Source organism: Bacteroides zhangwenhongii (assembly GCF_009193325.2).
Classification (GTDB): domain Bacteria; phylum Bacteroidota; class Bacteroidia; order Bacteroidales; family Bacteroidaceae; genus Bacteroides; species Bacteroides zhangwenhongii.
Genome location: NZ_CP059856.1, coordinates 4125263 through 4148981 on the forward strand (window position 1 = coordinate 4125263; position 23719 = coordinate 4148981).

14 protein-coding genes are annotated in these 23719 nt (G+C 43.0%); 10 read left to right on the top strand and 4 right to left on the bottom strand.

All coding sequences use genetic code 11. The annotated features are described in order from the left end of the window. Window positions 1–34 precede the first annotated feature (34 nt). From GD630_RS16415 to GD630_RS16440, 6 genes are all read left to right on the top strand, one after another. Window positions 35–3415: a SusC/RagA family TonB-linked outer membrane protein gene (locus tag GD630_RS16415; protein WP_182505643.1), complete on the top strand. Its 3381-nt coding sequence runs from the start codon at window positions 35–37 to the stop codon at window positions 3413–3415. 18 nt (window positions 3416–3433) lie between these two features. Beyond that, window positions 3434–4891, top strand: a complete 1458-nt coding sequence (locus GD630_RS16420) for a RagB/SusD family nutrient uptake outer membrane protein (protein ID WP_238482930.1) — start codon at window positions 3434–3436, stop codon at window positions 4889–4891. 21 nt (window positions 4892–4912) lie between these two features. Further along, window positions 4913–5596, top strand: a complete 684-nt coding sequence (locus GD630_RS16425; RefSeq protein WP_143867126.1) for a DUF4843 domain-containing protein — start codon at window positions 4913–4915, stop codon at window positions 5594–5596. A gap of 21 nt (window positions 5597–5617) precedes the next feature. Then, window positions 5618–7252 (top strand): PKD-like family lipoprotein, encoded by a 1635-nt coding sequence (locus GD630_RS16430; RefSeq protein WP_182505644.1) that lies wholly within the window; start codon window positions 5618–5620, stop codon window positions 7250–7252. A gap of 76 nt (window positions 7253–7328) precedes the next feature. Next, a complete protein-coding gene (locus tag GD630_RS16435; protein ID WP_143867157.1) occupies window positions 7329–9914 on the top strand; it encodes a zinc-dependent metalloprotease in 2586 nt (861 codons plus the stop codon). A gap of 8 nt (window positions 9915–9922) precedes the next feature. Continuing rightward, window positions 9923–12529, top strand: a complete 2607-nt coding sequence (locus GD630_RS16440) for a zinc-dependent metalloprotease (RefSeq protein WP_143867122.1) — start codon at window positions 9923–9925, stop codon at window positions 12527–12529. 167 nt (window positions 12530–12696) lie between these two features. Here GD630_RS16440 and ybeY read toward each other — a convergent pair whose 3' ends face one another. Then, a complete protein-coding gene (gene ybeY / locus GD630_RS16445; RefSeq protein WP_007762844.1) occupies window positions 12697–13116 on the bottom strand; it encodes an rRNA maturation RNase YbeY in 420 nt (139 codons plus the stop codon). Between the two features lie 16 nt (window positions 13117–13132). Next, window positions 13133–14365 carry a nucleoside recognition domain-containing protein gene (locus tag GD630_RS16450; protein WP_143867120.1) on the bottom strand — a complete coding sequence of 411 codons (1233 nt, stop codon included), beginning with the start codon at window positions 14363–14365 and terminating at the stop codon, window positions 13133–13135. A gap of 138 nt (window positions 14366–14503) precedes the next feature. Between GD630_RS16450 and ruvB the strand changes: the two genes are divergently transcribed. The 4 genes from ruvB to GD630_RS16470 are packed head-to-tail and all read left to right on the top strand — an operon-like array spanning window position 14504 to window position 20551. Beyond that, window positions 14504–15538: a Holliday junction branch migration DNA helicase RuvB gene (gene ruvB, locus GD630_RS16455; RefSeq protein WP_143867118.1), complete on the top strand. Its 1035-nt coding sequence runs from the start codon at window positions 14504–14506 to the stop codon at window positions 15536–15538. A 45-nt stretch (window positions 15539–15583) separates the two neighbouring features. Next, window positions 15584–17032 (top strand): lipopolysaccharide biosynthesis protein, encoded by a 1449-nt coding sequence (locus GD630_RS16460; protein ID WP_143867116.1) that lies wholly within the window; start codon window positions 15584–15586, stop codon window positions 17030–17032. 2 nt (window positions 17033–17034) lie between these two features. Then, the gene (locus GD630_RS16465) at window positions 17035–18390 is read left to right on the top strand and encodes a TIGR00341 family protein (RefSeq protein ID WP_143867114.1); all 1356 of its coding nucleotides are present in this window, start codon (window positions 17035–17037) and stop codon (window positions 18388–18390) included. A gap of 19 nt (window positions 18391–18409) precedes the next feature. After that, window positions 18410–20551 (top strand): S46 family peptidase, encoded by a 2142-nt coding sequence (locus GD630_RS16470; RefSeq protein WP_143867112.1) that lies wholly within the window; start codon window positions 18410–18412, stop codon window positions 20549–20551. Between the two features lie 151 nt (window positions 20552–20702). Here GD630_RS16470 and GD630_RS16475 read toward each other — a convergent pair whose 3' ends face one another. Continuing rightward, entirely contained in the window at window positions 20703–22568 is a 1866-nt protein-coding gene (locus GD630_RS16475; RefSeq protein ID WP_143867110.1) for a DEAD/DEAH box helicase, read from the bottom strand. 39 nt (window positions 22569–22607) lie between these two features. Beyond that, window positions 22608–23672, bottom strand: coding sequence for a tyrosine-protein phosphatase (locus GD630_RS16480; RefSeq protein ID WP_143867156.1), 1065 nt, complete (start codon window positions 23670–23672; stop codon window positions 22608–22610). Between the last annotated feature and the right edge of the window lie 47 nt (window positions 23673–23719).

Consider the following 23719-nt stretch of genomic DNA (forward strand, 5'->3'; position numbering starts at 1 on the left):
TTATTAACCACATTTACTAAAAAAGGAGGAGGCCATGCAAATTAAAAGGGCCAGAGAGCGTATTGTGATGTCTCTCTGTATTATTTTTCTGTTGTTCGCACCGACATCGGCTACAGCACAGTCTAATTCAATGAAAGTATCCCTTAATTTAAAGTCTGCATCAGTTAAAGAGTTTTTTGATGCAGTGAAAGCTCAGACAGGTTTGAACTTTATCTATAACACTGAGCAAGTAAAGAGTATGTCTCGTATCACGATCCAAAGTAAGGGACAACCTATCACTGAAGTTTTGGATAAAGTATTGGCTAACACAGGCTATACTTACGAGATTGAAGGCAATATTGTGACTATTGTATACAAACAGTCCAAAGAGAAGAAAAAAATTATAACCGGAGTGGTAGTAGATGAGGGAGGAGAACCCTTGCCGGGTGTCACTGTTCTGATTATGGGGAAAGAGAGGAACATCGGCACGATGACGGATGCGGAAGGGGCTTTTTCTTTGGGACTGCCTGACAAAAATGTTATTGTGCGTATCTCTTTCGTTGGGATGCAACCGATAGAGATCCATACCGCAAAGTTGAATTTGGACAAGACACATACATTTCGGTTGAAACCGGACTCAAAGCAATTGGATGAGGTGGTGGTGACCGGCTATGCGAAAATCAGCAAGAATAGTTTTACAGGTACGTCTGTAACGGTATCTGCCGACCAACTGATGTCCGTCTCAAAGACAAACGTACTGGGTGCTTTGCAGGTGTTCGACCCTTCATTTCGTATTGCAGAAAACAACCTGATGGGGTCCAACCCAAACAACGTCCCCGAGTTGTATATCCGTGGGCGTTCCGGAATCGGAACTACCGAACTAGCTGCCGAAGACCTCTCTAAATCAGCGTTGAAGAATAATCCGAACCTTCCTACGTTTATTATGGACGGATTCGAAATCAGTGTACAGAAACTGTACGATATGGATCCGAGTCGCATCGAGAGTATTACGATTCTGAAAGATGCCGCTGCTACGGCAATGTATGGTTCGCGTGCTGCCAACGGGGTGGTGATTATTACAACTGTGATTCCGAAGCCGGGGAAAATTAATGTAAATTATAATTTTACCGGTACATTGGAATATCCGGATCTAACAGATTACAATCTGATGGACGCTAAGGAGAAGTTGCAGACAGAGGTTGCGGCAGGACTGTTTAAGGCCGATCCGGAAAGTGCAACATTCATTAGCGAGCAGAACAGGCTGGACCAGATTTATCATAAGAAACTGAATAATGTGGTTCGTGGTGTGAATACTTACTGGCTGTCGAAACCTCTCCGTACAGTGTTCAATCACAAACACAGTTTGTATCTTGACGGTGGAACAGAGAACCTGCGTTGGGGGGTCGACTTGTCGTACAACAACGATGCCGGTGTGATGAAAGATTCGTATCGTGACCGTATGTCAGGAGGTCTCTCTTTGTCATACACCTTGGGAAACTTCCAGTTGCGCAACAGCTTCTCTTACACCTATACTAACTCTTCAGATTCACCCTACGGCAGCTTTGCGGATTATACCTCCAAACTGCCCTACGACGTATATTTGGATGAGAATGGTAAGTATTTGGAGATGACGTATGGATGGAACGGAACCAGCGGAGGCGAGAATCCTTTGTACGAGGCTACATTGGGAAGCTACAGCCGTGATAAGTCGTGGGAATTGATAAACAATACGGAGTTGTTGTGGAACATTACTCCGCATTGGTTGCTCAAAGGTCAGTTTAGTGTGACCAAATCCAATTCGGAAGCCAATGATTTCTTGGATCCGCTTTCAAAGAAAAACAGCGATAGACTGTCATTGAATAATGTTGTTTCCGGTCAGTTGAATATCGTTACTGCCAACAGTTTGTCGTGGGACGCTACGTTGACCTTGTCTTACAACCGTAACATCAAAAAGAACAGCTTGAATTTCCTTGTCGGTATGAATGCCACATCAAGCACAGGCACCGGGCTTTCTATTGATTACCGAGGCTTTCCTTCCGGTACTCTCTCGTCGGTAGGCTATGCAAACTCTATATATGGCATGCCCTCAGCATCCGATTCCAAGAGTCGCTTGTTTGGTGCGTTGGGCACTTTCAATTATTCGTACGACAACATCTACTTAGCCGATGTGTCCATACGTCTCGACGGAAACTCCGAGTTTGGAGCCGATAAGCGTTTTGCACCTTTTTTCTCGGGCGGTTTGGGGCTGAATATCCACAATTATTCGTTCATGAAGGATATGGAATGGCTGGAACGTCTGAAAATACGTACCACTTACGGTGTTACCGGTAAAGTGAATTTTTCACCCTATGATGCACAGACTATGTATCGGATTATCAACGACAACTGGTATAAGACTGGTTTGGGAGCTTCATTGATAGCGTTGGGTAACCGCAATTTAGGCTGGGAAAAAACCAGAAACTGGGATTTGGGCTTGGATTTGAACATATTGAACGGATTGATTCAGTTGGACTTCTCTTATTACCGCAAGAAGACGGTCGATTTGGTCAACAGCGTGACTTTGCCCAGTTCTACGGGCTTTACTTCATACAAGGATAATATTGGTGAAGTGATGAACAAAGGAGTAGAAATCCAGTTGCGCAGTAACCTTTTCCAGAACAAAGATTGGTTAGTAGCTCTGTTTGCCAACTTAGGACACAATAAAAATGAAATTCTGAAGATCTCGGACAGCTTGAAAGATTACAATAACAAAGTCTTGGCGAAATACGATGATTATGATAAAGCTTACGAAAGAGCGGATGGGAAATATGCACAAACCTATTTGCAATATGTGGAAGGTGGATCGTTGACTTCTATTTTCGGAGTTCGTTCTTTGGGTATTAACCCGGCAGACGGTAAAGAGATTTTTGTGAAAAAAGACGGTTCGATTACTTATGACTGGGCTGCTTCCGATCAGGTGGTCATCGGAAATACTGAACCGAAAGCGCAAGGTACGTTTGGTCTGAATCTGCGCTGGAAGAATTTTACGCTCTTCTCTACGTTTATGTATGAGTTTGGTGGTCAGCGTTACAACCGGACGTTGATCGATAAAGTGGAGAATGCACTTATCTCTTCGCAGAATGTAGACCGTCGTGTGTTGAGCGGACGTTGGCAGAATGTAGGTGATATGGCACCGTTTGGCCGATTGCAGACAGGTATGATAGCCACTACGCGTCCTACAAGCCGTTTTATTCAAGACTACAACGTGTTGTCATTCAACTCGCTCACCATAGGCTATGATGTTCCTGCCGAACGATTGAAGAAGTTTCATTTGGGAATGCTCCGTTTCGAACTCTCGGGCAACGATTTCCTACGTACTTCGACCGTGCGTGCAGAACGCGGATTGGACTATCCTTATTCCCGTTCTTTCGCTCTGTCTGTGAAAATGAGTCTATAACCCCTTACAATTTACACAATGAAAATCAGAATTAAAAATACACTATATTTATTCTTAGTGATGCTGTTGGCGGGCAGTTGCGATTGGCTGGAAGTGTCTCCTTCCAACGAAGTGAATGAAGAAGATCTGTTCGCCAAAGGGAGCGGTTACCGTAATGCACTTAACGGCATCTACTTGAATATGTCGGACAACTCCCTTTATGGACGAAACCTGAGTTATGGATTTATTGAAGTACTGGGACATCAGTACCTGCCGGAACACCTTAAGAATACTGGCTCTTATTATAAAACTTACCAGTTTCTTTACGATGATACCGATGTGAAGTCTTTTATTTCGGCGATGTGGTCGAAAGGATATAATGTGATTGCCAGCTGCAATAACCTAATTCACAATATCAGTGAGGCAGACGCAATGCTTTTTGATGGAGTAGAGATGGAGAAGAATATGATCTGGGGCGAAGCGTTAGCATTGCGTGCATTGATGCACTTCGAGCTTCTGCGTATGTTTGCTCCTTCTATGGAGGTCGATGATGGAAAAGCATACATTCCTTATGTGGACGAGTATCCTGTTATCAATACAACCTATTACACAAACGCGGAAATCTTGAAGAAGATAGAAGCGGATTTTAAAGAAGCCCGACGTTTGGTAGCTATGTGCGATGTAGAGCAACACCCGGAATGGATGCAATATGATGTACGTATGAGAGGGGATGGAGTAACCACAGACTTGCCTGATGATGTGTTTTATGCTTTTCGCGGCTATCGCATGAATTATTATGCCATTACAGCTTGGATGGCACGCATGTATATGTGGGCAAAAGATTACGATGCCGCTTTCAGTTGCTCGGAAGAGGTTATTAACTCTACTTATAAAGACAGAGCTTATTTCGATTTCATTAATTCGGCAGAGTTATCGAAAGACAAGAAAGACAGCAAGAGCTTGATTTTTACGATTTCTCATAACAATGTATTGACCGATGAGTACAAGCCATTCACTAATAATGGTAGTGAAAATCTGTTCTTGTTCAGTAAAGATGATATTTATGATGAAGAACTGGAGAAGAAAGAAGATGTGCGTGGAAAAGATGAGATGTTGACATTGGTCACAGGAGCTTCTTATTGTTCCCGGAAATATCTGATAGAGGAGGGTACTATTGGTTATGACATGATACCAATGCTGAGATTGAGTGAATTGTATTATATAGTTGGCGAGTATTATGCACGTAACAATCAGTTGGATAAAGCTGGTGCGGCATTAGATGTTGTTCGTCATGCCAGGGGGCTGATGTTGGCTCTTCCCGAACCTTCATCTTTAGATGCTTTTTACAAGGAGATGATCAAAGAGATGCGTAAAGAATTGATTGGAGAAGGACAGTTGTACTTTCTGTATAAGCGTCTGAATATGAAAGAGCCTTTTGATATGGATGAAAAGAACGTGAATTTTGTGTTTGAGCATCCTGAAAACGAAGATATTTAATAAGATTAATACAGTAGAAAGATGAAACAATACATATTATTATCGTTATTTGCTTTGTGCTTGGTCGCTTGTTCTGAAGATGAAATAAAGCCCTATCATGGGGAGCACTATTTGTTTTTCAGTGAACTGATGGAAAGTGGAGATGAAGCAATCGAACTATCGTTTAACAACTATCCACTTGATGATGAACTGACAGTGAAAATTGGTATGCGATTGGTAGGAAGTCCGTTTGAAACGCCTACTGTTTATAAAGTTGGAGTAGTAGCAGACAAGACAACGGCACAAAGTGAAAACTATGAGTTACCCATCAATCCGACTTTTGGAGCTAATGTGGCGGAAGATGTTTTGGAATTGAAATTGAAGAAAACCGAATCACTGAAAGAGGATGTAGAATTGCTGTTAAGGATAGAGCCGAATGAACATTTTGCCGGAAGTGTAAAGAACTACGAGACTATAAAAATCGTATTCAATAACGTACAAAGCAAACCTTTATGGTGGACGAAAGATGTAGAAACCGTTTATTTGGGAGCATATACTCGTGAAAAGTATTTGGCATTGGTAGAATATGGTGGCGAGGAAGTGCTTCGTTTTGGAGAGTTGAATTCGGCAGAACAGCGTCAGTGTGCATTGCGCCTGAAAGATGCTATTGAAAAATATGGTTTGAAGGAAGCAAATGGCAAGCCGATGACAGTGCCTATTTATTAATTTAGTTTGAAAGAAATGTATATGAGAAAGATATATTGGATGACAGTGGCTGTCGTAGTTTGTTGCTTGTCTTCTTGCTATGAGGACAAAGGAAACTATGACTATAAGTTGATGAATGATGTAACTGTCAATTTTACGATGGAGGCTACTGAGTTTGTAATGGGCGATGTGCTGAAGATTGAACCTCAACTTGCATTCTCTTTGGGAGAAGAGACCAACAAACTAGCATATTCATGGTCGTTGAACAGACGGCAAATCTCTACCGATCGTAATCTGAATTGGATGGCGGATGAAGAAGGAAAATATATGGATTTGCGACTGACCGTGACAGATACGGAAACTGGTGTATCTTATTTTTATGCTTCGAGTATTACTATAACTTCTCCTTATGTAAACAGTGCTTGGGTAGTCTTGTCTGAAAAAGAGGACAGAACGGCAATGTTGACCTACCTACGTCCGACTACAAAGATTGTACCAGGCGAAAACGGCAAAGAAGACGAGTCTGTGTATGATTGTGCTGTGACTAAAGATGTGTATGGTATTTCTAATGCCGGTAGTTCTCTGGGAGGCAAGCCGGTCTCTATCAGTCAGCACTTTGTCTCCTTCTGGGCAGAAGACAAACCGCAGGACTTTACCAGTTGGCTTTGGCTGGTGCAACAAGGGGGACAAGGAACAATAGATGTTTCCGGAAGTACCTATAAGACCGAAGGTACATTGCCGTCTATGTTCATTCATGGAGCCTATCCGCAAGGGTTCGAACCTTGGAGGGTATATGATATGCTGTATCTTTCTATGGCAATAGGCATGGATGGAAAGGTATATACTCGTATTAAGGATTCTTATAAACTGTTTAACAACAGTTTTTTTATGGACGAACTTCCATTGTCATACCGGCAACAACCGGTAGACGGTACGATGATAGTACGTGCTCCGCGTTTTTGCGATCATGGAGGAACGCTACTCTATGATAAGAACTCGAAACGATACTTTCATATTACAGATTGTCAGTCATGGAATGGCAGGAAGTATTGTGGACAGCTGATTGTACCTTCTGTTACTAATGAGTCAATTTATGAGAGAAATCCAGATTGGGGTAAATTGGACGATATGTCTGATTATGAAGTGCTTTATGTGGACGCTCATAGTGATGATTCTTGGATGGGATTGAAATATGCGGCAGTGCTTCGTAAAAGTAACCGTTATTTTTTGCAAGATTTCACCGTAAGTGATTATTATGGGGGAGGAAGTATTGATGCTGAGATTAACTCGCAGACAGATGTAACGTCAGAATTGGGTGCTATAATGAAAGAAGATTCTCAATTTGCTTTGTATTATGCACAAGATTATCGCCCTTATTTGTTGATTTCCAGTGGAAACTCCTTATATTTCTACTATTTTAATGGAAGTAAAGTGTATAAATACCATCAATTTGATGCTCCGATAAAAAGTATTGATGTAAATAATTCTTCTTTCCAGGGTGATGCCGGTGTCGGGTTAGAAAATGGTGAATTTTATGTCTTGGATTTCTCTACTTCCGTTATTCGGGATGTTATGAATACTGGCGATTCGAAAGAAAAAATTCGTTTCAAGCAAGACGGGTTGGGTAAAGTTATAGAAGTCATCTATAAGTGGAAGCAAGCCGCCAACTGGATATAAATCAATTATTAAAAATTAAAATATTTATATGCGGAGAAAAATCTATTTATTTCTCTTGGTCGCATTATGCGGGGCTATGATCAACCCCGCCGTAGCCAAGAAGAAAAACAAGAAGAAAGCTTCTACGGAAGCTACGACAAAAAAGAAAGAGAAGAAAGAAACTAAGTATGACAAACTGTTCAAAGGCAAGAAAGTCACGACAGCAAAAGGTTTCATTACTCTTCATCAGTTTGATAATAAAGTTTATTTTGAGTTGCCGCTCAAAGTGCTCAACCGTGATATCCTGTTGGGATCTACAATTGCAGAAACAACGGATAATCAGTTTGGATGTGTAGGTGAGAAGTCTAGTGATCCTTTTTTGATTCGTTTTGTGCAGCGTGATTCAACGATCACATTGCGTCGTGTGCAGGCAGGACAGTTTTCGGATGATCGGGAAATAAAAAAACGTTTGCAGAGTAGTACAATGCCGGCTATTGCCGAAACTTTTGAGATAAAGGCTTACAATAATGACAGTACTGCGGTTGTATTTGATATGACCAGCTATCTGTTGAGCGATAAGAAGATGCTCTCTCCTTTCTCTCCTTATTCATTGATAGAAATGATGGGAGCGAACATTGATAAGAATTTTGAGAAGGAAAGCTCCTTTATACAGGGCATCAAAGGTTTTGAAGACAATGTCAGTGTCCGTTCCTTGTTGACTTATAAAGTAAGTGTAGGGGCTAAAGGAGGTTATGCGGTAAAAAATATGCCTTTCTCGGCTGTGATGAACCGTAGCTTTATCTTGTTGCCGGAAAAGCCGATGCGTCATCGTTATGCCGATCCGCGTATTGGTATTTTCGAACACTCTATTGTTGAGTTTGCTTCCGAAGGACGCGGATTGCGTACTCGCCATATTGCTCATCGTTGGAATCTGGAGCCGTCGGATTCTGCCGCATATCTGCGTGGAGAGTTAGTAGAACCTAAAAAGCCTATTGTTTTCTATATTGATGATGCATTCCCGTTGAGTTGGAATAAATACATTCATAAAGGAGTTGAGGTATGGCAGAAAGCATTTGAGAAGATTGGCTTTAAGAATGCGATTATAGCAAAGGATTTTCCTAAAAACGATCCTAACTTTGATCCGGAAAACATCAAATATTCTTGTATCCGTTATGCCCCTTCTACTGTAGCCAACGCAATGGGACCTTCTTGGATTGATCCTCGTTCGGGAGAGATCATAAATGCATCAGTAACGGTATATCATAATATTGTGCAGTTGGTTCAGTACTGGCGTTTTCTGCAGACTGCCCCGGCAGATAAAGAAGTTCGTGATGTAGTGTTGCGTGAAGACTTATTGGGAGACTGTATCGCTTACGTGCTTTCTCATGAGGTAGGACACACTCTGTCTCTAATGCATAATATGGCGGGTTCTTCTTCCATTCCTGTAGAGTCATTGCGTGATCCGAAATTTACTCAGGAGTATGGAACGACTTATTCTATCATGGATTATGCACGTAATAACTATATAGCACAGCCGGGCGATAAGGAGAAAGGGGTACGCATGACACCTCCTGAACTTGGCGCTTATGATTATTATGCGATCTCTTGGTTGTATAAACCAATATTTGAGGCGAAAACATCTGAAGAAGAAATTCCTATACTGGACAAATGGATCAGTGAGAAATCGGGTGATCCCAAGTATCGTTATGGTAAGCAGCAGTTTAAACGTCGCTTCGATCCGAGTTCCGTAGAAGAAGATTTGGGAGATGATCCTGTGAAAGCTTCAGAATATGGACGTCGTAATCTGCAATATATCCTGAAACATATTAATGAATGGGTAGCAGACAAAGATAAGGATTTTGAGTTCCGTACTGCTTTATATGATGAAGTTGTCTATGGATATGTACGCTATTTAAGCTTCGTGTTAGCTGATATCGGAGGTATTTATCTGAATGAACGTTATGACGGAGATCAGCGTCCGAGTTACCAGACTGTGTCGAAAGAGCAACAGAAGAAAGCGTTGAATTTCTTGTTGAATGAGTTGAAAGATCTTTCTTGGTTGGATGCGAATGAGACTTTGAAAGAGTTTCCTATCCGTACTTCTGTAGCTATGCAAATGGAGAACGCGATTATTGATGGTATCTTATCTCGTTGTGGTGCTGTTTCTATCTGTTCGGATAAGGCGACATCCGCTCCTTACACTCAAAAAGAATATCTGGCAGATATCGAACGTTTTGTATGGGCACCGACACGTGCTGGTAAAACTTTGACAGATACGGAGATGCGTCTGCAGATGAATTATCTGACAAAACTGATAGAAGGATCTGTAACCGGAGTTGCTAAAAATGCGACTCGTAAAGGTATTACGGATATGTATGGTATTATTGAGATTCCTGAATGGTTGAAGGCTGCTTCTCGTGAGCGTTTTGGCATCGTCTCGGAAGAATTTATGGGATGCTTTAATAATAAGCATGCTGAAATGCAGGCAGCCCGTTTGGAAGAAATTAGCGGTTTTGAGGATGATGTTGATTTGAAGGCTCCGTTGGAACCGATGGAACATGTTTATTTCGGCGAATTGAAGAAAATCCGTAGCTTGGTTGCAGCAAGTGCTTCTACCGGCTCTGCTGATACGCAACGCCATTATCGCTTATTGTTGTACAAAATTGATCAGGCATTAAAATGATAGGAAGTATGAGAAATAGATATAGTAAGATACTTTGTTTATTGCTTCTTTTTATGTGTTGCCTGCCACAAGACGGAAATGCGATCTGGCCTTTTAAAAAGAAGAAAAAAGAGGAAAAGAAAGAAGTGCTGACACCTTATCAGAAGCTTTTCAAGAACAAGAAAGTGCAGACAGCTCATGGGCTGATGACTATTCATAAGGTGGAAGATAAAGTGTATGTTGAGTTTCCGGTTGCTATGTTAGGACGGGAACTGTTGCTGACTTCTTCTATAGAAAACACGAGTGACGGTGGGGAAGGTGCACCGGGACAACTGGGCGGAACAGATGTACGTCTGCGTTTTGAGATGATCGATTCGACAATCGTGGCGCGTATGCCTTTGTTGAGCAAACCTGTCAATACGAGTGGTGACTCTGATATTACCCGTGCACTGAATCATTCACATAATCCGGGTATCTTCAAGAGCTTTAAAGTGTTGGCATGTACGCCGGATAGTTCCGCTCTTGTAGTGAATATGAAAGGTTTATTCTTGGAAGGTTCGGCTTTTACCAAACCTTTCCCATCGACTTCTGCTAACGGCTATTATGGTTTTGTATCTCGCGACCACTCTTTGGAATCTGATAAATCGTCTGTTTTGGGCGTTTCCGCTTCCGGAGATAATATTACCGTTCGTGAAGAATTGGCATATAAGGTGAATCACACTTTGATGGGAGCTTATAGTATGTATGAGAATGTTCCGTTGACGGCTGTGGTAAATAAGATGTTATGTGTTTTGCCGGAAGAGCCTATGACTCCCCGTTTGGCAGATTCACGTCTTGGATTGACTACACAGTTAAAAAGTGACTTCGCCGGGGCGGGGCAAGAGGTGAAGAATATACGTTATGCAAAACGTTGGCGGATTGAGCCTTCGGATTCCGCTGCTTACCGTCGGGGTGAACTGGTGGAACCGAAGAAACAATTAGTATTCTATATTGATAGCTTACTACCCGTCAAGTGGCATCCTTACATTAAAGCCGGAGCGGAATCCTGGAATAAGGCTTTTGAAAAAATTGGTTTTAAGAATGTGATTTGTGTGAAAGAGTTTCCTAAGAATGATACTTTGTTTAATGCACACAGTTTGGATTGCATGACCATCCGTTACTCTGCTTCATGGATGAATACTGCACAAACCACTCTTCACTCTGATGCTCGTACCGGTGAGATTTTGAATGCTTCTATATTGATTAATGCGAACTTGATCAGTGTACAGTATGTAGACCGTATTGCGGCAACTGTGGCAACCGATCCTCGTGTACGTACTGTTATTTTCCCGCAAGAGGTGCAAGGTGAACTGATTCAAGCCGCTATTGCTCAGGCAGTAGGAACAGGATTAGGACTTGCAGCGAACTGGGGAGCTTCTGTTGCTTATCCGGTAGACTCTTTGCGCTCTGCCAGCTTTACGCAAAAGTATGGTTTAGCCTCTTCTGTGATGGGTGGGGTAGTGATTAATGATGTGGCTACGGCTGATGATGTCCGGAAAGGAGTGCGTTTGGTCAATACGAACCCTGGACCGTATGATGAATTGGTTATCAAATATCTGTATCAGCCTATCTATGCCTCTTCATTACAGGAAGAAAAAGCAACGTTGGATAGCTGGATTCGTCAACACACAGGAGATTCTCATTATGCTTATATCCGTAATCAGTCTCGTTTTGATTCAGATCCGCGTAATGCTCGTGGGGGCTTGGGAGACGATCATTTGAAGTCATTTGATTACATGCTTTCCAATATCCGTACCGGTTGTGAGAATTATTATACTTGGTTCTCAAAAGGGGACAAGGATATGACAATGCGCAAGCGGGTATATTCAGCACTTTGTGATCGACTGAATAGTCGTGTATATGCGATTCTTTCGTATGTCGGTGGTATTTATCTGAACGATATTCGTGAGAAAGATGTGCTTCCGAGTTACTCGATGGTAGACCGCGAGAAGCAAAAGGCTGCATTGGACAGGGTGCTGAGCCTGGCAAAAGATCTGGACTGGATAGAGAGTGCAGCTCGTGCTACAGATTTCACAATTGCTGATAAGAAGGCAGATATGATGCGTTTGGAAATTTTCAAGAATATCTTTAATCGTTTGCCTTATATCGAAGTGTGTACGGAACGTTTCCCGGAAACGGCTTATACGGCTTCTGAATATTTGGATGACATTTATAATGTAGTATGGGAAGGAACTTTGAAACGTCGTACGTTGGATAATGTTGAGAAGGCTCTGCAGACTGCTTTTCTGGAAAGTATTATTGCTACCTCTACAGTGACTGCACCTATTGGTAGCTTTAAGGCCTCAAAGACGTCATTTGCAGATACCCGGAAATCGGAGATCAGTCTGGCTACTTTGCGTGAAGGAGAAAATGTAGAGCACTATCTGCATTCTTTGCAGACTCCTGAAGAAGTAAGTGGTTTCTCATCCATTCCGCCTATTTATACGAATCAGACCAAAGTCGCTGCATATTATTTTGATATGTTGATGCGTACGAAAGAGATGTTGGAAAAGAGTATTGCGGTTATGCCTGAGGCTGATCGTTCACATTATGAACTTTTAATTTATCGCATAAATAAAGCGGTAGAGATCAAATAATAAATTTCTCTCTCTTGAATAAATAGTGTTAGCAATTCCGTTGCTAATGAAAACGCCCCGTCGTAGTGATTACGATGGGGCGTCTTCATTATAGTTAGTGTATGTTACAGTATAGTATGTTTTAGTAAACTGATTACTTTTTGAAACCGTTTGCTGTTGAGGCTTGCTTACACTTGTCGCATAGCTAATGCCTTATTCTCCGCAGCTTCCATAATTTCCCGTTCTCCGGGTCCTTTATCGTTAATACCGCAAAGATGAAGAATCCCGTGGATAATGACACGGTGCAGTTCGTCGTCATAAGAAGCGCCAAATTGCTCCGCGTTAGTGCGTATTGTGTCCAGGCTAATGAATAAGTCGCCTGATAAACGATCACCTTCACAATAATCGAAAGTAATGATATCGGTGTAGTAGTCGTGTTGCAGATATTGACGGTTAACCTCCAGAATCTTTTCGTCCGAGCAGAAGATATAAGCGATTTCACCGAGTCTTTTTCCATAAGAAGCTGCTACAGCTTTTATCCATTCCGTAGTCTCACGTTTCTTGATATCAGGCATTTTTACGCCTTCAGTTTGATAAGTTACAGCCATAATTGAATGTTATGATTTAAAAGAAAAATAAATAACTGATTAAGATAGCGGCTATGATACCCGAAAAGTCTGCAATCAGACCACAGGTCACCGCATTACGAGTTTTGGTAATTCCCACACTGCCGAAATAAACGGCCAGAATGTAGAATGTAGTATCTGAAGCTCCGCGTACAACACAGCTCATATGCCCAACAAAAGAATCCGGTCCTAGTTCTTTCATCGTATCGATCATCAGGCCGTTTGCACCGCTGCCACTAAGTGATTTCATCAGTGCAGTAGGTAGGGCCCCGACAAAGCTCGTATCAACCCCACATAGACCTACTATATAGCCGATACCTCCCACCAGAAAATCCATTGCTCCCGAAGTGCGGAACACTGCAATTCCTACCAGAAAAGCAACCAGATAAGGAATGATGCGTACAGCCGTCGTAAATCCTTCTTTGGCTCCTTCTACAAAAGAATCGTATACATTGATTTTCTTTCTGATTCCCGTTAAAATAAACAGGATGATGACACTGAACAACAGAATATTCGCTATCAGTGTAGAATAAGTGCCCATATCCTCTCGCGATACACTTAGAAACAGATAGATCAATCCCGAAAAGAAAAGGCAGATAACACCCATTAAAATGAGAATTGGTTTATTGATTAAGTTTATCTTTTGAGCGATGCTGACTGCTATAACTCCGACTAAAGTTGAAATGAAAGTACTTATCAGGATAGGAATAAATACATCCGTAGGTTGTGCAGCTCCCATTTGTGCACGATATACCATGATGCTGATCGGAATAATGATGAGGCCGGAGGTATTAATCACCAAGAACATAATCATTGGATTGGAAGCGGTATCCTTTTTCGGATTCAGTTCTTGCAGTTCTTTCATGGCTTTCAGTCCCAACGGGGTGGCGGCATTGTCCAAACCGAGCATATTGGCAGACATATTCATAAAGATGGAGCCTAGCACCGGATGCCCTTTAGGAATGTCCGGAAATAAGCGGCAAAGCACCGGACTTAGAAAGCGGGCCAATGCATTAATCAATCCGCTGTTCTCGCCAATCTTCATGATGCCCAACCAAAGCGCCAATACTCCTGTAAGACCTAGCGAGATTTCAAAAGCTGTCTTTGAAGAGTCGAATGTAGAGTTCATGATAGCAGTGAATATCTCTGTGTCTCCAAGAAAAATAACTTTCAGGAGGGCGATGATGAAGGCAATAACAAAGAATCCTATCCAAATGTAATTTAGAACCATAGTTGATTGTATGTATATAGATAATGCAAAAGTAATATTTTATCGTTGCTTTTCATGCTATCAGGCTTTTTTATTCAGCTTTCTTATACTGAAAATGAATGTAAATCTCTATCTTTGTCTCCTACTTTCAAGAAATAAATGGAACAGGAAGATTTTAACATACGCGAACATCAGCTTACTTCAAAAGAACGGGATTTCGAGAATGCACTCCGTCCGTTAAGCTTTGAGGACTTCAGCGGACAGGACAAGGTGGTGGAAAACCTTCGCATTTTTGTGAAGGCGGCGCGCCTGCGTGGAGAAGCACTCGATCATGTGCTGCTTCACGGCCCTCCCGGATTAGGAAAAACAACTCTTTCGAATATTATCGCCAACGAATTGGGAGTTGGATTTAAAGTAACTTCCGGTCCTGTACTTGATAAGCCGGGAGATTTGGCAGGTGTATTAACTAGTCTTGAGCCGAATGATGTGCTTTTTATTGATGAGATTCATCGGTTGTCTCCGGTAGTAGAAGAGTATCTTTACTCTGCTATGGAAGACTATCGTATCGATATTATGATTGATAAAGGTCCTTCTGCGCGCAGCATTCAAATTGATTTGAATCCTTTTACGTTGGTTGGAGCGACAACACGTAGTGGTTTGCTGACAGCTCCGCTTCGTGCCCGTTTCGGTATTAACCTGCATCTGGAGTATTACGATGATGATATCTTGAGTAGCATAATTCGTCGTTCCGCATCTATATTGGATGTGCCTTGTTCGATACGTGCGGCGGCTGAGATCGCTTCCCGCAGTCGTGGAACCCCTCGTATAGCCAATGCGTTGCTCCGTCGGGTACGTGACTTTGCGCAGGTGAAAGGCTCCGGCTCTATTGATACGGAGATAGCTCAGTTTGCATTGGAAGCACTGAACATCGACAAATACGGCTTGGATGAAATAGATAACAAGATTCTCTGCACGATTATAGACAAGTTCAAGGGTGGTCCTGTGGGACTGACGACTATTGCAACCGCTTTAGGAGAAGATGCGGGAACCATTGAAGAGGTATATGAGCCTTTCCTCATAAAAGAAGGATTCATGAAACGTACTCCTCGTGGGCGTGAAGTGACGGAGCTTGCTTATAAGCATTTGGGAAGAAGTCTTTATAGCGGAAACCAGAAAACGTTGTTTGGTGATTAATGATCGTTTAATCATTGACCACCAAACAACTAATCACTAATAAAAATGGCAGAATTAAAATCATTGGCAAAAGACACTGCAATTTATGGTGCAAGCAGTATTATAGGGAAATTCCTTAATTATCTGTTGGTGCCTATCTATACGATCTCCCTTCCGGCTTCGAGCGGTGGCTATGGGGTAATCACTAATATGTATGCCATTGTAGCTTTATTACTCGTATTGCTGACTTTTGGTATGGAAACCGGTTTTTTCCGTTTTGCAAATAAGGGAGATGATGATCCGAACCGGGTATATTCTACCTCTTTGTTGATGGTGAGCAGTGTCTCTCTTACTTTTTTGCTTCTCTGCCTTCTGTTTTTGTCTCCTATTGCCGATTTATTCGGTTATGGAGAACATCCTTGGTATTTAGGGATGATGCTCATCGTGATTGCGATGGACGCCATACAAGCCATTCCTTTTGCATATCTGCGTTATAAGAAACGTCCCATCAAGTTTGCGGGGCTGAAGCTACTCTTTATATTTATCAGTATTTCTTTGAATATCACTTATTTCGTGGTTCTGAAAGGTACGGATGTAGGAGCTGCTTTCTTGATAAATTTGATTTGTTCGTTTACGGTGATGATGGGACTAATACCGGAATTTCGTGCTTTCCGTTATTGCATTGACCGTTCTTTGATGAAACGAATGCTCTATTATTCGTTCCCGATGTTGATTCTCGGTATTGCCGGAATCTTGAATCAGGTAGCCGATAAGATTATTTTTCCGTTTGTCTATCCGGATGAGGCTGAAGCAGCCGTGCAGCTTGGCATTTACGGGGCAACCAGTAAGATAGCCATGATTATGGCAATGTTTACCCAAGCCTTCCGTTTTGCTTATGAGCCCTTTGTGTTTGGCAAGAGCAAGGATAAGGATAACAAACAGATGTATGCACAGGCTATGAAGTTCTTTATCATTTTCACCGTGCTTGCTTTCCTGGCGGTGATGTTCTACTTGGATATTTTGCGGTATGTCATAGGCCGTGATTATTGGGAGGGACTTCGTGTAGTTCCTATTGTGATGATTGCCGAGATGTTTATGGGTATTTATTTCAACCTTTCTTTCTGGTATAAGTTGACGGATGAGACCAAATGGGGAGCTTACTTCTCGCTGATTGCTTGTCTCATTGTTGTACTGATGAATATTTTCTTGATTCCTATATATGGGTATATGGCTTGTGCCTGGGCCGGTTTCACCGGTTATGCTGTAGCTATGCTGCTGTCCTACTTTGTCGGTCAGAAGAAATACCCTATCGGGTATGATCTGCGGGGAATCGGTTGCTATGTGGCGTTAGCTGCCGTTTTGTACATTCTCGGGGAACAAGTGCCTATCTCTAATCTTGCGCTCCGTCTTGCTTTCCGTACGATACTCTTATTACTGTTTGTTGCTTATATTATCAAACGCGATCTACCGTTAAGTCAGATCCCTGTTATTAACCGATTCATAAAGAAGAAATAATCATGAAGACAGATGAACGCAATAAATTTGCCATCAAATCCTTTCTAGGCGAATATCTGGACTTGAGAAAGGATAAGGATAACGAACTGGAAACAGTTGATTCTATCCGTAAGGGAGTAGAGTTCAAAGGAGCTAACTTATGGATTCTAATCTTTGCCATTTTTATGGCGTCACTTGGTTTGAACGTCAATTCTACTGCTGTAATCATCGGTGCCATGCTGATTTCTCCATTGATGGGACCTATCATGGGAGTAGGACTGTCTGTCGGTTTGAACGATTTTGAACTGATGAAACGCTCTTTGAAGAGTTTCCTTATTACGACAGCTTTCAGTGTGACGACCGCAACGATCTTTTTTCTTTTCGCTCCTATCGCCGGTTCGCAATCAGAGCTCTTGGCGCGTACTTCACCTACAATCTACGATGTATTTATCGCACTCTTCGGTGGTCTGGCGGGTGTTGTAGCTCTTTCCACCAAAGAAAAAGGAAATGTGATTCCGGGAGTTGCTATCGCTACTGCATTAATGCCGCCGCTTTGTACGGCAGGATACGGATTGGCATCTGGTAATCTCATTTATTTTCTGGGAGCCTTCTATCTCTATTTCATCAACTCCGTATTTATCAGTCTGGCTACTTTTCTCGGTGTCCGTGTGATGCACTTCCAACGGAAAGAGTTTGTAGATAAAACCCGTGAGAAGACCGTACGCAAGTACATTGTTCTGATCGTCATCCTGACGATGTGTCCGGCTGTTTACCTGACCTACGGCATTATAAAAAGTACTTTCTACGAAGCGGCAGCCAATCGTTTTATTAACGAACAGCTGGGATTTGACAATACGCAAGTACTCGACAAAAAGATCAGTTATGAACATAAAGAAGTCCGCGTTGTTCTGATCGGTTCTGAGGTGCCGGATGCGTCCATCTCCATCGCTCGCAGCAAATTGAAAGAATATAAGCTGGACGATACAAAGTTAATTGTATTGCAGGGTATGAACAATGAAGCGGTAGATGTGTCTTCCATTCGTGCTATGGTGATGGAAGACTTCTACAAGAACAGCGAGCAGCGGCTTCAGGAACAGAAAGTGAAGATCTCCCAACTGGAGAAAACTTTGGAAGAATACAAGACATATGATGCAATGAGCCGTAAACTGGTTCCTGAGTTGAAGGTCCTTTATCCTTCCATCACCACTCTTTCCATTGCTCATTCACTTGAGGTACGGGTTGATTCGTTGAAAACGGATACAGTCACATTGGCTGTACTGAAGTTCTCCAAACGCCCCTCCGTTGCCGAGAAAGAGAAAATCAGCGAATGGTTGAAAGCTAGGGTGGGAGCCAAGCAGTTGCGACTGATTACAGAATAATGAATCTAAAAATAAGAACATGAAATTCAGACTAACCGCCGTCGTGCTTCTTTCTATCTGTCTCTCGAATGCTTTTGCCGATGAGGGAATGTGGTTGTTGGGAAACCTTAAAAAGAACAAGCAGACAGAACGGGTGATGAAAGATCTTGGTTTGCAGATGCCTGTAAGCAAACTCTATAATCCGAAGAAACCGTGTCTTGCGGATGCTGTGGTTAGCTTTGGAGGTTTTTGCTCGGGAGTGGTGGTCTCGGACGACGGGCTGGTTTTTACTAACCATCACTGCGGGTTCAGCAGTATTCAGCAACACTCTTCGGTGGAGCACGATTATCTGAAAGATGGCTTCGTGGCGCGTAGCCTTCAAGAAGAACTGCCGAATCCGGAGTTGTATGTCCGTTTTCTGCTTCGCACGGAAGATGTTACCAAGCGGGTACTGTCTGCTGCCAAATATGCCAGAACAGAAGCGGAACGCAGGGTAGCCGTCGACTCTATCATGAATGTAATCGGAATGGAAGTTTCCGAGAAGGATTCTACCTTGACCGGTGTTGTAGACGCTTATTATGCGGGAAATGAATTTTGGCTTTCCGTCTATCGGGATTATAATGATGTACGCCTGGTTTTTGCTCCTCCTTCTTCTGTCGGTAAATTCGGGTGGGATACGGATAATTGGATGTGGCCGCGTCATACTGGTGATTTTAGCGTATTCCGTATTTACGCCAATGCCCAGAACGGTCCGGCGGACTATTCCCCCGAAAACGTTCCCTATCACCCCGAATATGTAGCTCCTATCTCTTTGGACGGCTATAGGGAAGGCTCGTTCTGTATGACGCTTGGTTATCCGGGAAGTACGGAACGCTATCTTTCTTCGTACGGTATCGAAGAAATGATGAACGGCATTAATCAGGCTATGATTGATGTGCGTGGAGTGAAACAGGCTATCTGGAAGCGGGAGATGGACCATCGTCCGGATATTCGTATCAAGTATGCTTCAAAGTACGACGAGAGCTCTAACTACTGGAAAAACAGCATTGGAACAAACAAGGCTATCAAGCATTTGAAAGTTCTGGAAAAGAAACGGGCGGCTGAGGCTGCACTTCGCGAATGGATTCAATCTCATCCGGCGGAAAGAGAAAAGTTGCTTCGTCTTTTTTCTTCTTTGGAATTGAGTTACAGCGGTCGTCGGGAGACAAATCATGCCTTAGCCTATTTCGGTGAAGCATTTATTAATGGTCCTGAACTGGTTCAGCTTGCCTTGGAAATCTTGAATTTCGATTTTGAGGCGGAAGAGAAGCAGGTAGTTACACGTATCAAGAAACTATTGGAGAAATATGACAACCTGGATCTTGCCATTGACAAAGAAGTCTTTGTTTCCATGCTCAAAGAATATCAGGCAAAAGTAGACAAGAAGTATCTGCCTGCCATGTATGAGAAGATTGATACGCTTTACAACGGGAACATTCAGGCCTATGTGGATTCTCTGTATGCCACGTCCCAAATAACCTCTTCCAAAGGTCTGAAACGTTTCTTGGAGCGGGATACTACCTATAACTTATTTGAGGATCCGGCTGTAGCTTTAAGTCTCGATCTGATAGTGAAGTATTATGAGATGAATCAAAGTATCTCTGAGGCTTCCGAGCAGATAGAACAGGGGGAGCGTGTGTTCAATGCTGCCATGCGTCGTATGTATGCCGACCGTAACTTCTACCCCGACGCTAATTCTACCATGCGTTTGAGCTTTGGGACGGTGAACGGTTACTCACCTTTTGACGGGGCTGTTTATGATTATTATACGACTGTAAAAGGAATCTTTGAAAAGGTGAAAGAGCACGCCGGAGATATTGACTTTGCTGTCCAACCGGAACTGCTGAGTCTGTTTTCTTCCGGTGATTTCGGTAGATATGCTAATGAAAAGGGGGATATGAGTGTTTGCTTTATCTCTAACAATGATATTACGGGAGGAAATTCCGGCAGTGCCATGTTTAATGGTAAGGGTGAATTGTTGGGACTGGCATTCGATGGTAATTGGGAAGCAATGAGCAGTGATATTGTCTTTGAACCCGAGCTTCAACGTTGTATAGGTGTAGACATCCGTTATGTACTTTTTATTATAGAAAAGTACGGAAAAGCAGGGAATCTTATCAAGGAGTTGAAAATAGCCAAATAAAACAGTTTATATGTATACCGAAGTCTTTTTCACCACAGATTACACGGATTAACACAGATTAGGACGAAGATTAAACGTGAATTGAAGAAAGAAAAGAATAAAACGTTTCTCCTCTCTTAATCTGTGTTAATCCGTGTAATCTGTGGTGAATCTATTTCTTCGGTTTTCTGCGTGCCCATCCTTCTTCGCTGAAGTCAGGCTCTTTGTCTTTGAAGAACGCCTGCCAATCATCCTTCTTTTTAGGACCACGTGCGTTTGCATATCCCCGTTCGGCACGGCTTGGTTTCTCTTTCTTGCTCGCTTTGGAGCCTTTTACCGAGACCTCTTTGGGCTTTCTATCCTTATTCTCGCGGCGTGGGGCACGTTCTTTGCCTCCTTCTTCGTTGGATACTTCCACTACCACTTTGCGTCCGTTCCATTTACTGCGACTTAAAGCTTTTACTACATTGATCGTCTCCTTTTCCGGAACTTCGAAGAAAGAGAAGTTCTGCATCAGGTCGATACGTCCGAGCTCAATACGTCCGCGTGTATTGCTGTTGAGCAGACCGATAAGATCGCTAGGGAAGAAACTGTCCGTCTTACCCAAGTTGATGAACAGACGGTTGAAGCCCGGAGCGGCTTTCCTGCTTCTTTTCTCGAAACCACCTTCTTTGCGATCACCCCGTCCGGCACGTTCTCCGCGACTGTCGGTCGGGATCTCTATTTCGGCACGGTTACGGTAATATTCAGCGAAACGGTTGAACTCATGCGACACCATGCGTTTAATCAAGTCTTCCTTGCTTAACCACTCCAGTTTGCGGTAAATGTCCGGCATGAACTCGGCAATCTCTTCCTCATTGACTTTCACCTTTTCAAGCTCGTCAATCACTTTCAGCAACTGCTTCTGACAGATTCCGGCTGCCGTTGGCATTTCGCCCGGAATGAACTTTTTGCCGATAATGCGCTCTATCTCGCGCATCTTTCCTTTCTCGCGGAGGTTGATGATAGCGATAGAAGTACCAGTCTTTCCGGCACGTCCCGTACGACCGCTACGGTGGGTATAACTTTCCGTGTCATCCGGCAATCCATAATTGATGACATGAGTCAGGTCGTCCACGTCCAGACCACGGGCAGCTACGTCCGTAGCGACAAGCAGTTGCAAGTTGCGGATACGGAATTTTTGCATTACAGCATCGCGTTGCGCCTGCGAAAGTTCACCGTGCAGTGAATCGGCGTTATAACCCTCCTGCATCAGTTTGTCTGCAATCTCTTGAGTTTCCTTACGTGTGCGGCAGAAGATGATACCGTAGATCTGCGGATAAAAGTCAACGATGCGTTTCAGCGCTTCGTATTTATCTTTGGCGTGCACCGTATAGGCAACGTGCTTTACGTTACTGGTGCTTTCGTTTTTACGACCAATCGTGATTTCCTTTGCGTTCTGCAGGTAATTTTTTGAAATACGCGCGATTTCCGGGCTCATCGTTGCCGAGAAAAGCAATGTGTTACGCTCCTTCGGAACATCGGCAAGAATAGCGTTGATACTTTCCGTAAATCCCATGTTCAGCATCTCGTCCGCTTCGTCCATCACAACGTTGCGGATAGTCGATAGAGATACGGTTTTGCGTTCCATCAAATCCAGCAAACGTCCGGGAGTGGCGACAATGATATGTACCCCCCTTTTCAAGCTGCGTATCTGACTGTCGATAGAAGAACCGCCATATACAGGCAGCACTTTCAGTCCGTCAATGTATTTGGAATAATCATTCAGATCACCTGCTATCTGGAGGCAAAGCTCACGGGTAGGGCAGAGGATAAGTGATTGTGGAATTCTGTTTTTTACGTCAATCTGTTGGAGCAAGGGCAAACCGAATGCGGCTGTTTTACCTGTTCCTGTCTGTGCAAGAGCTACTACATCATTATTTTCTCCTAAAAGGTACGGAATCACTTCTTCTTGTACCGGCATGGGATTCTCATATCCCATCTCTTCAATTGCTCTACGTATCTCCGGAGAAACGCCAAGCTCTTCAAATGTCTTCATTAAATCTCTGTATATCTTTTATTTCGGCTGCAAAGATAGTCAATTTATTAACAATATACTGCGTAACTGCTCTATTTCTTCTGCCGAAAGTCCGATTCCTTTTTTCAGGTAGGCTTGAACGCTTCCATATTCCGACTCAATTTGTTCTTTGGCGGCATTCAAGAAGTCCTCTTTGGCCGAGTAGATGGTGGTAATCGCCTCCTGTGAATTTACCGGTAGCTCGTAGGCGTATTTTGAGGCTTTGGGTATATTGAAATAGTCGTTGCTTAGACGGTAATCGGACATAATCACGTCTTCATTCACCCCTAATGCGGCAAGCAGTAAGGCCGACACTACTCCTGTCCGTCCTTTTCCGGAGGTACAGTGAATCACGGCAGGATAACAGTCCGGATTGAGAAGTACGTTGAACACCTCCTTGAACTCTTTTTGATAATTTGCTACCAGTTCACGGTTCATCCGTTCTACCAGACGGTAAATGGTGTCACTCTTTATTTTCTCTTTCTGGATTCCTTGCAAGATACTTTCCATATTGCCTGTCGGAATAGGTATATGCACAATCTTGAATTCGTTATCACTCAATTGCGGGTAGTTATGGCGTTCTTCTTCCGAACGGAGGTCGATGATGGTTCGTACACCCATGTTTTTGAGTTCCCGTCGTGAGCAGGGGGAAATGCTGTCTATCTGTGCGGAACGATAAAGCATACCCCAACTGATGATTTTCCCCGTATCAGTAGATTTATATCCTCCCAAGTCACGGAAGTTCTGTATGCCGGGAATATTGACATTACGGGTAGCCACTCTGACCCGGTATTTGTTGTTGAACACCATCAGATAGTAATAACGCTGGGACGGATCCTCCGTTATAATTGTCATCTTACCGCTGGAGATATTGCTCATTGCCACCGGAGAATCTTCCGGAATCGATGTAGGAGAAGTGGAAGCGTATACTTGTACCCGCCCTTTCAGTAAAGGAGTGGTCTCCCATTTGATGACGCAGTTTCCTACATTGTTTTCTTCGCATACCACTGATATGGTCGGCGGGGTGTCGGAACAGGATGGAAGCACCAATAGAATGGTAAGCCAGCTTAACAGGTTCTTGTACATAGTTTCTTTGTCTGGGTGAATCATATACGCAAAGTTAGGAATTACCG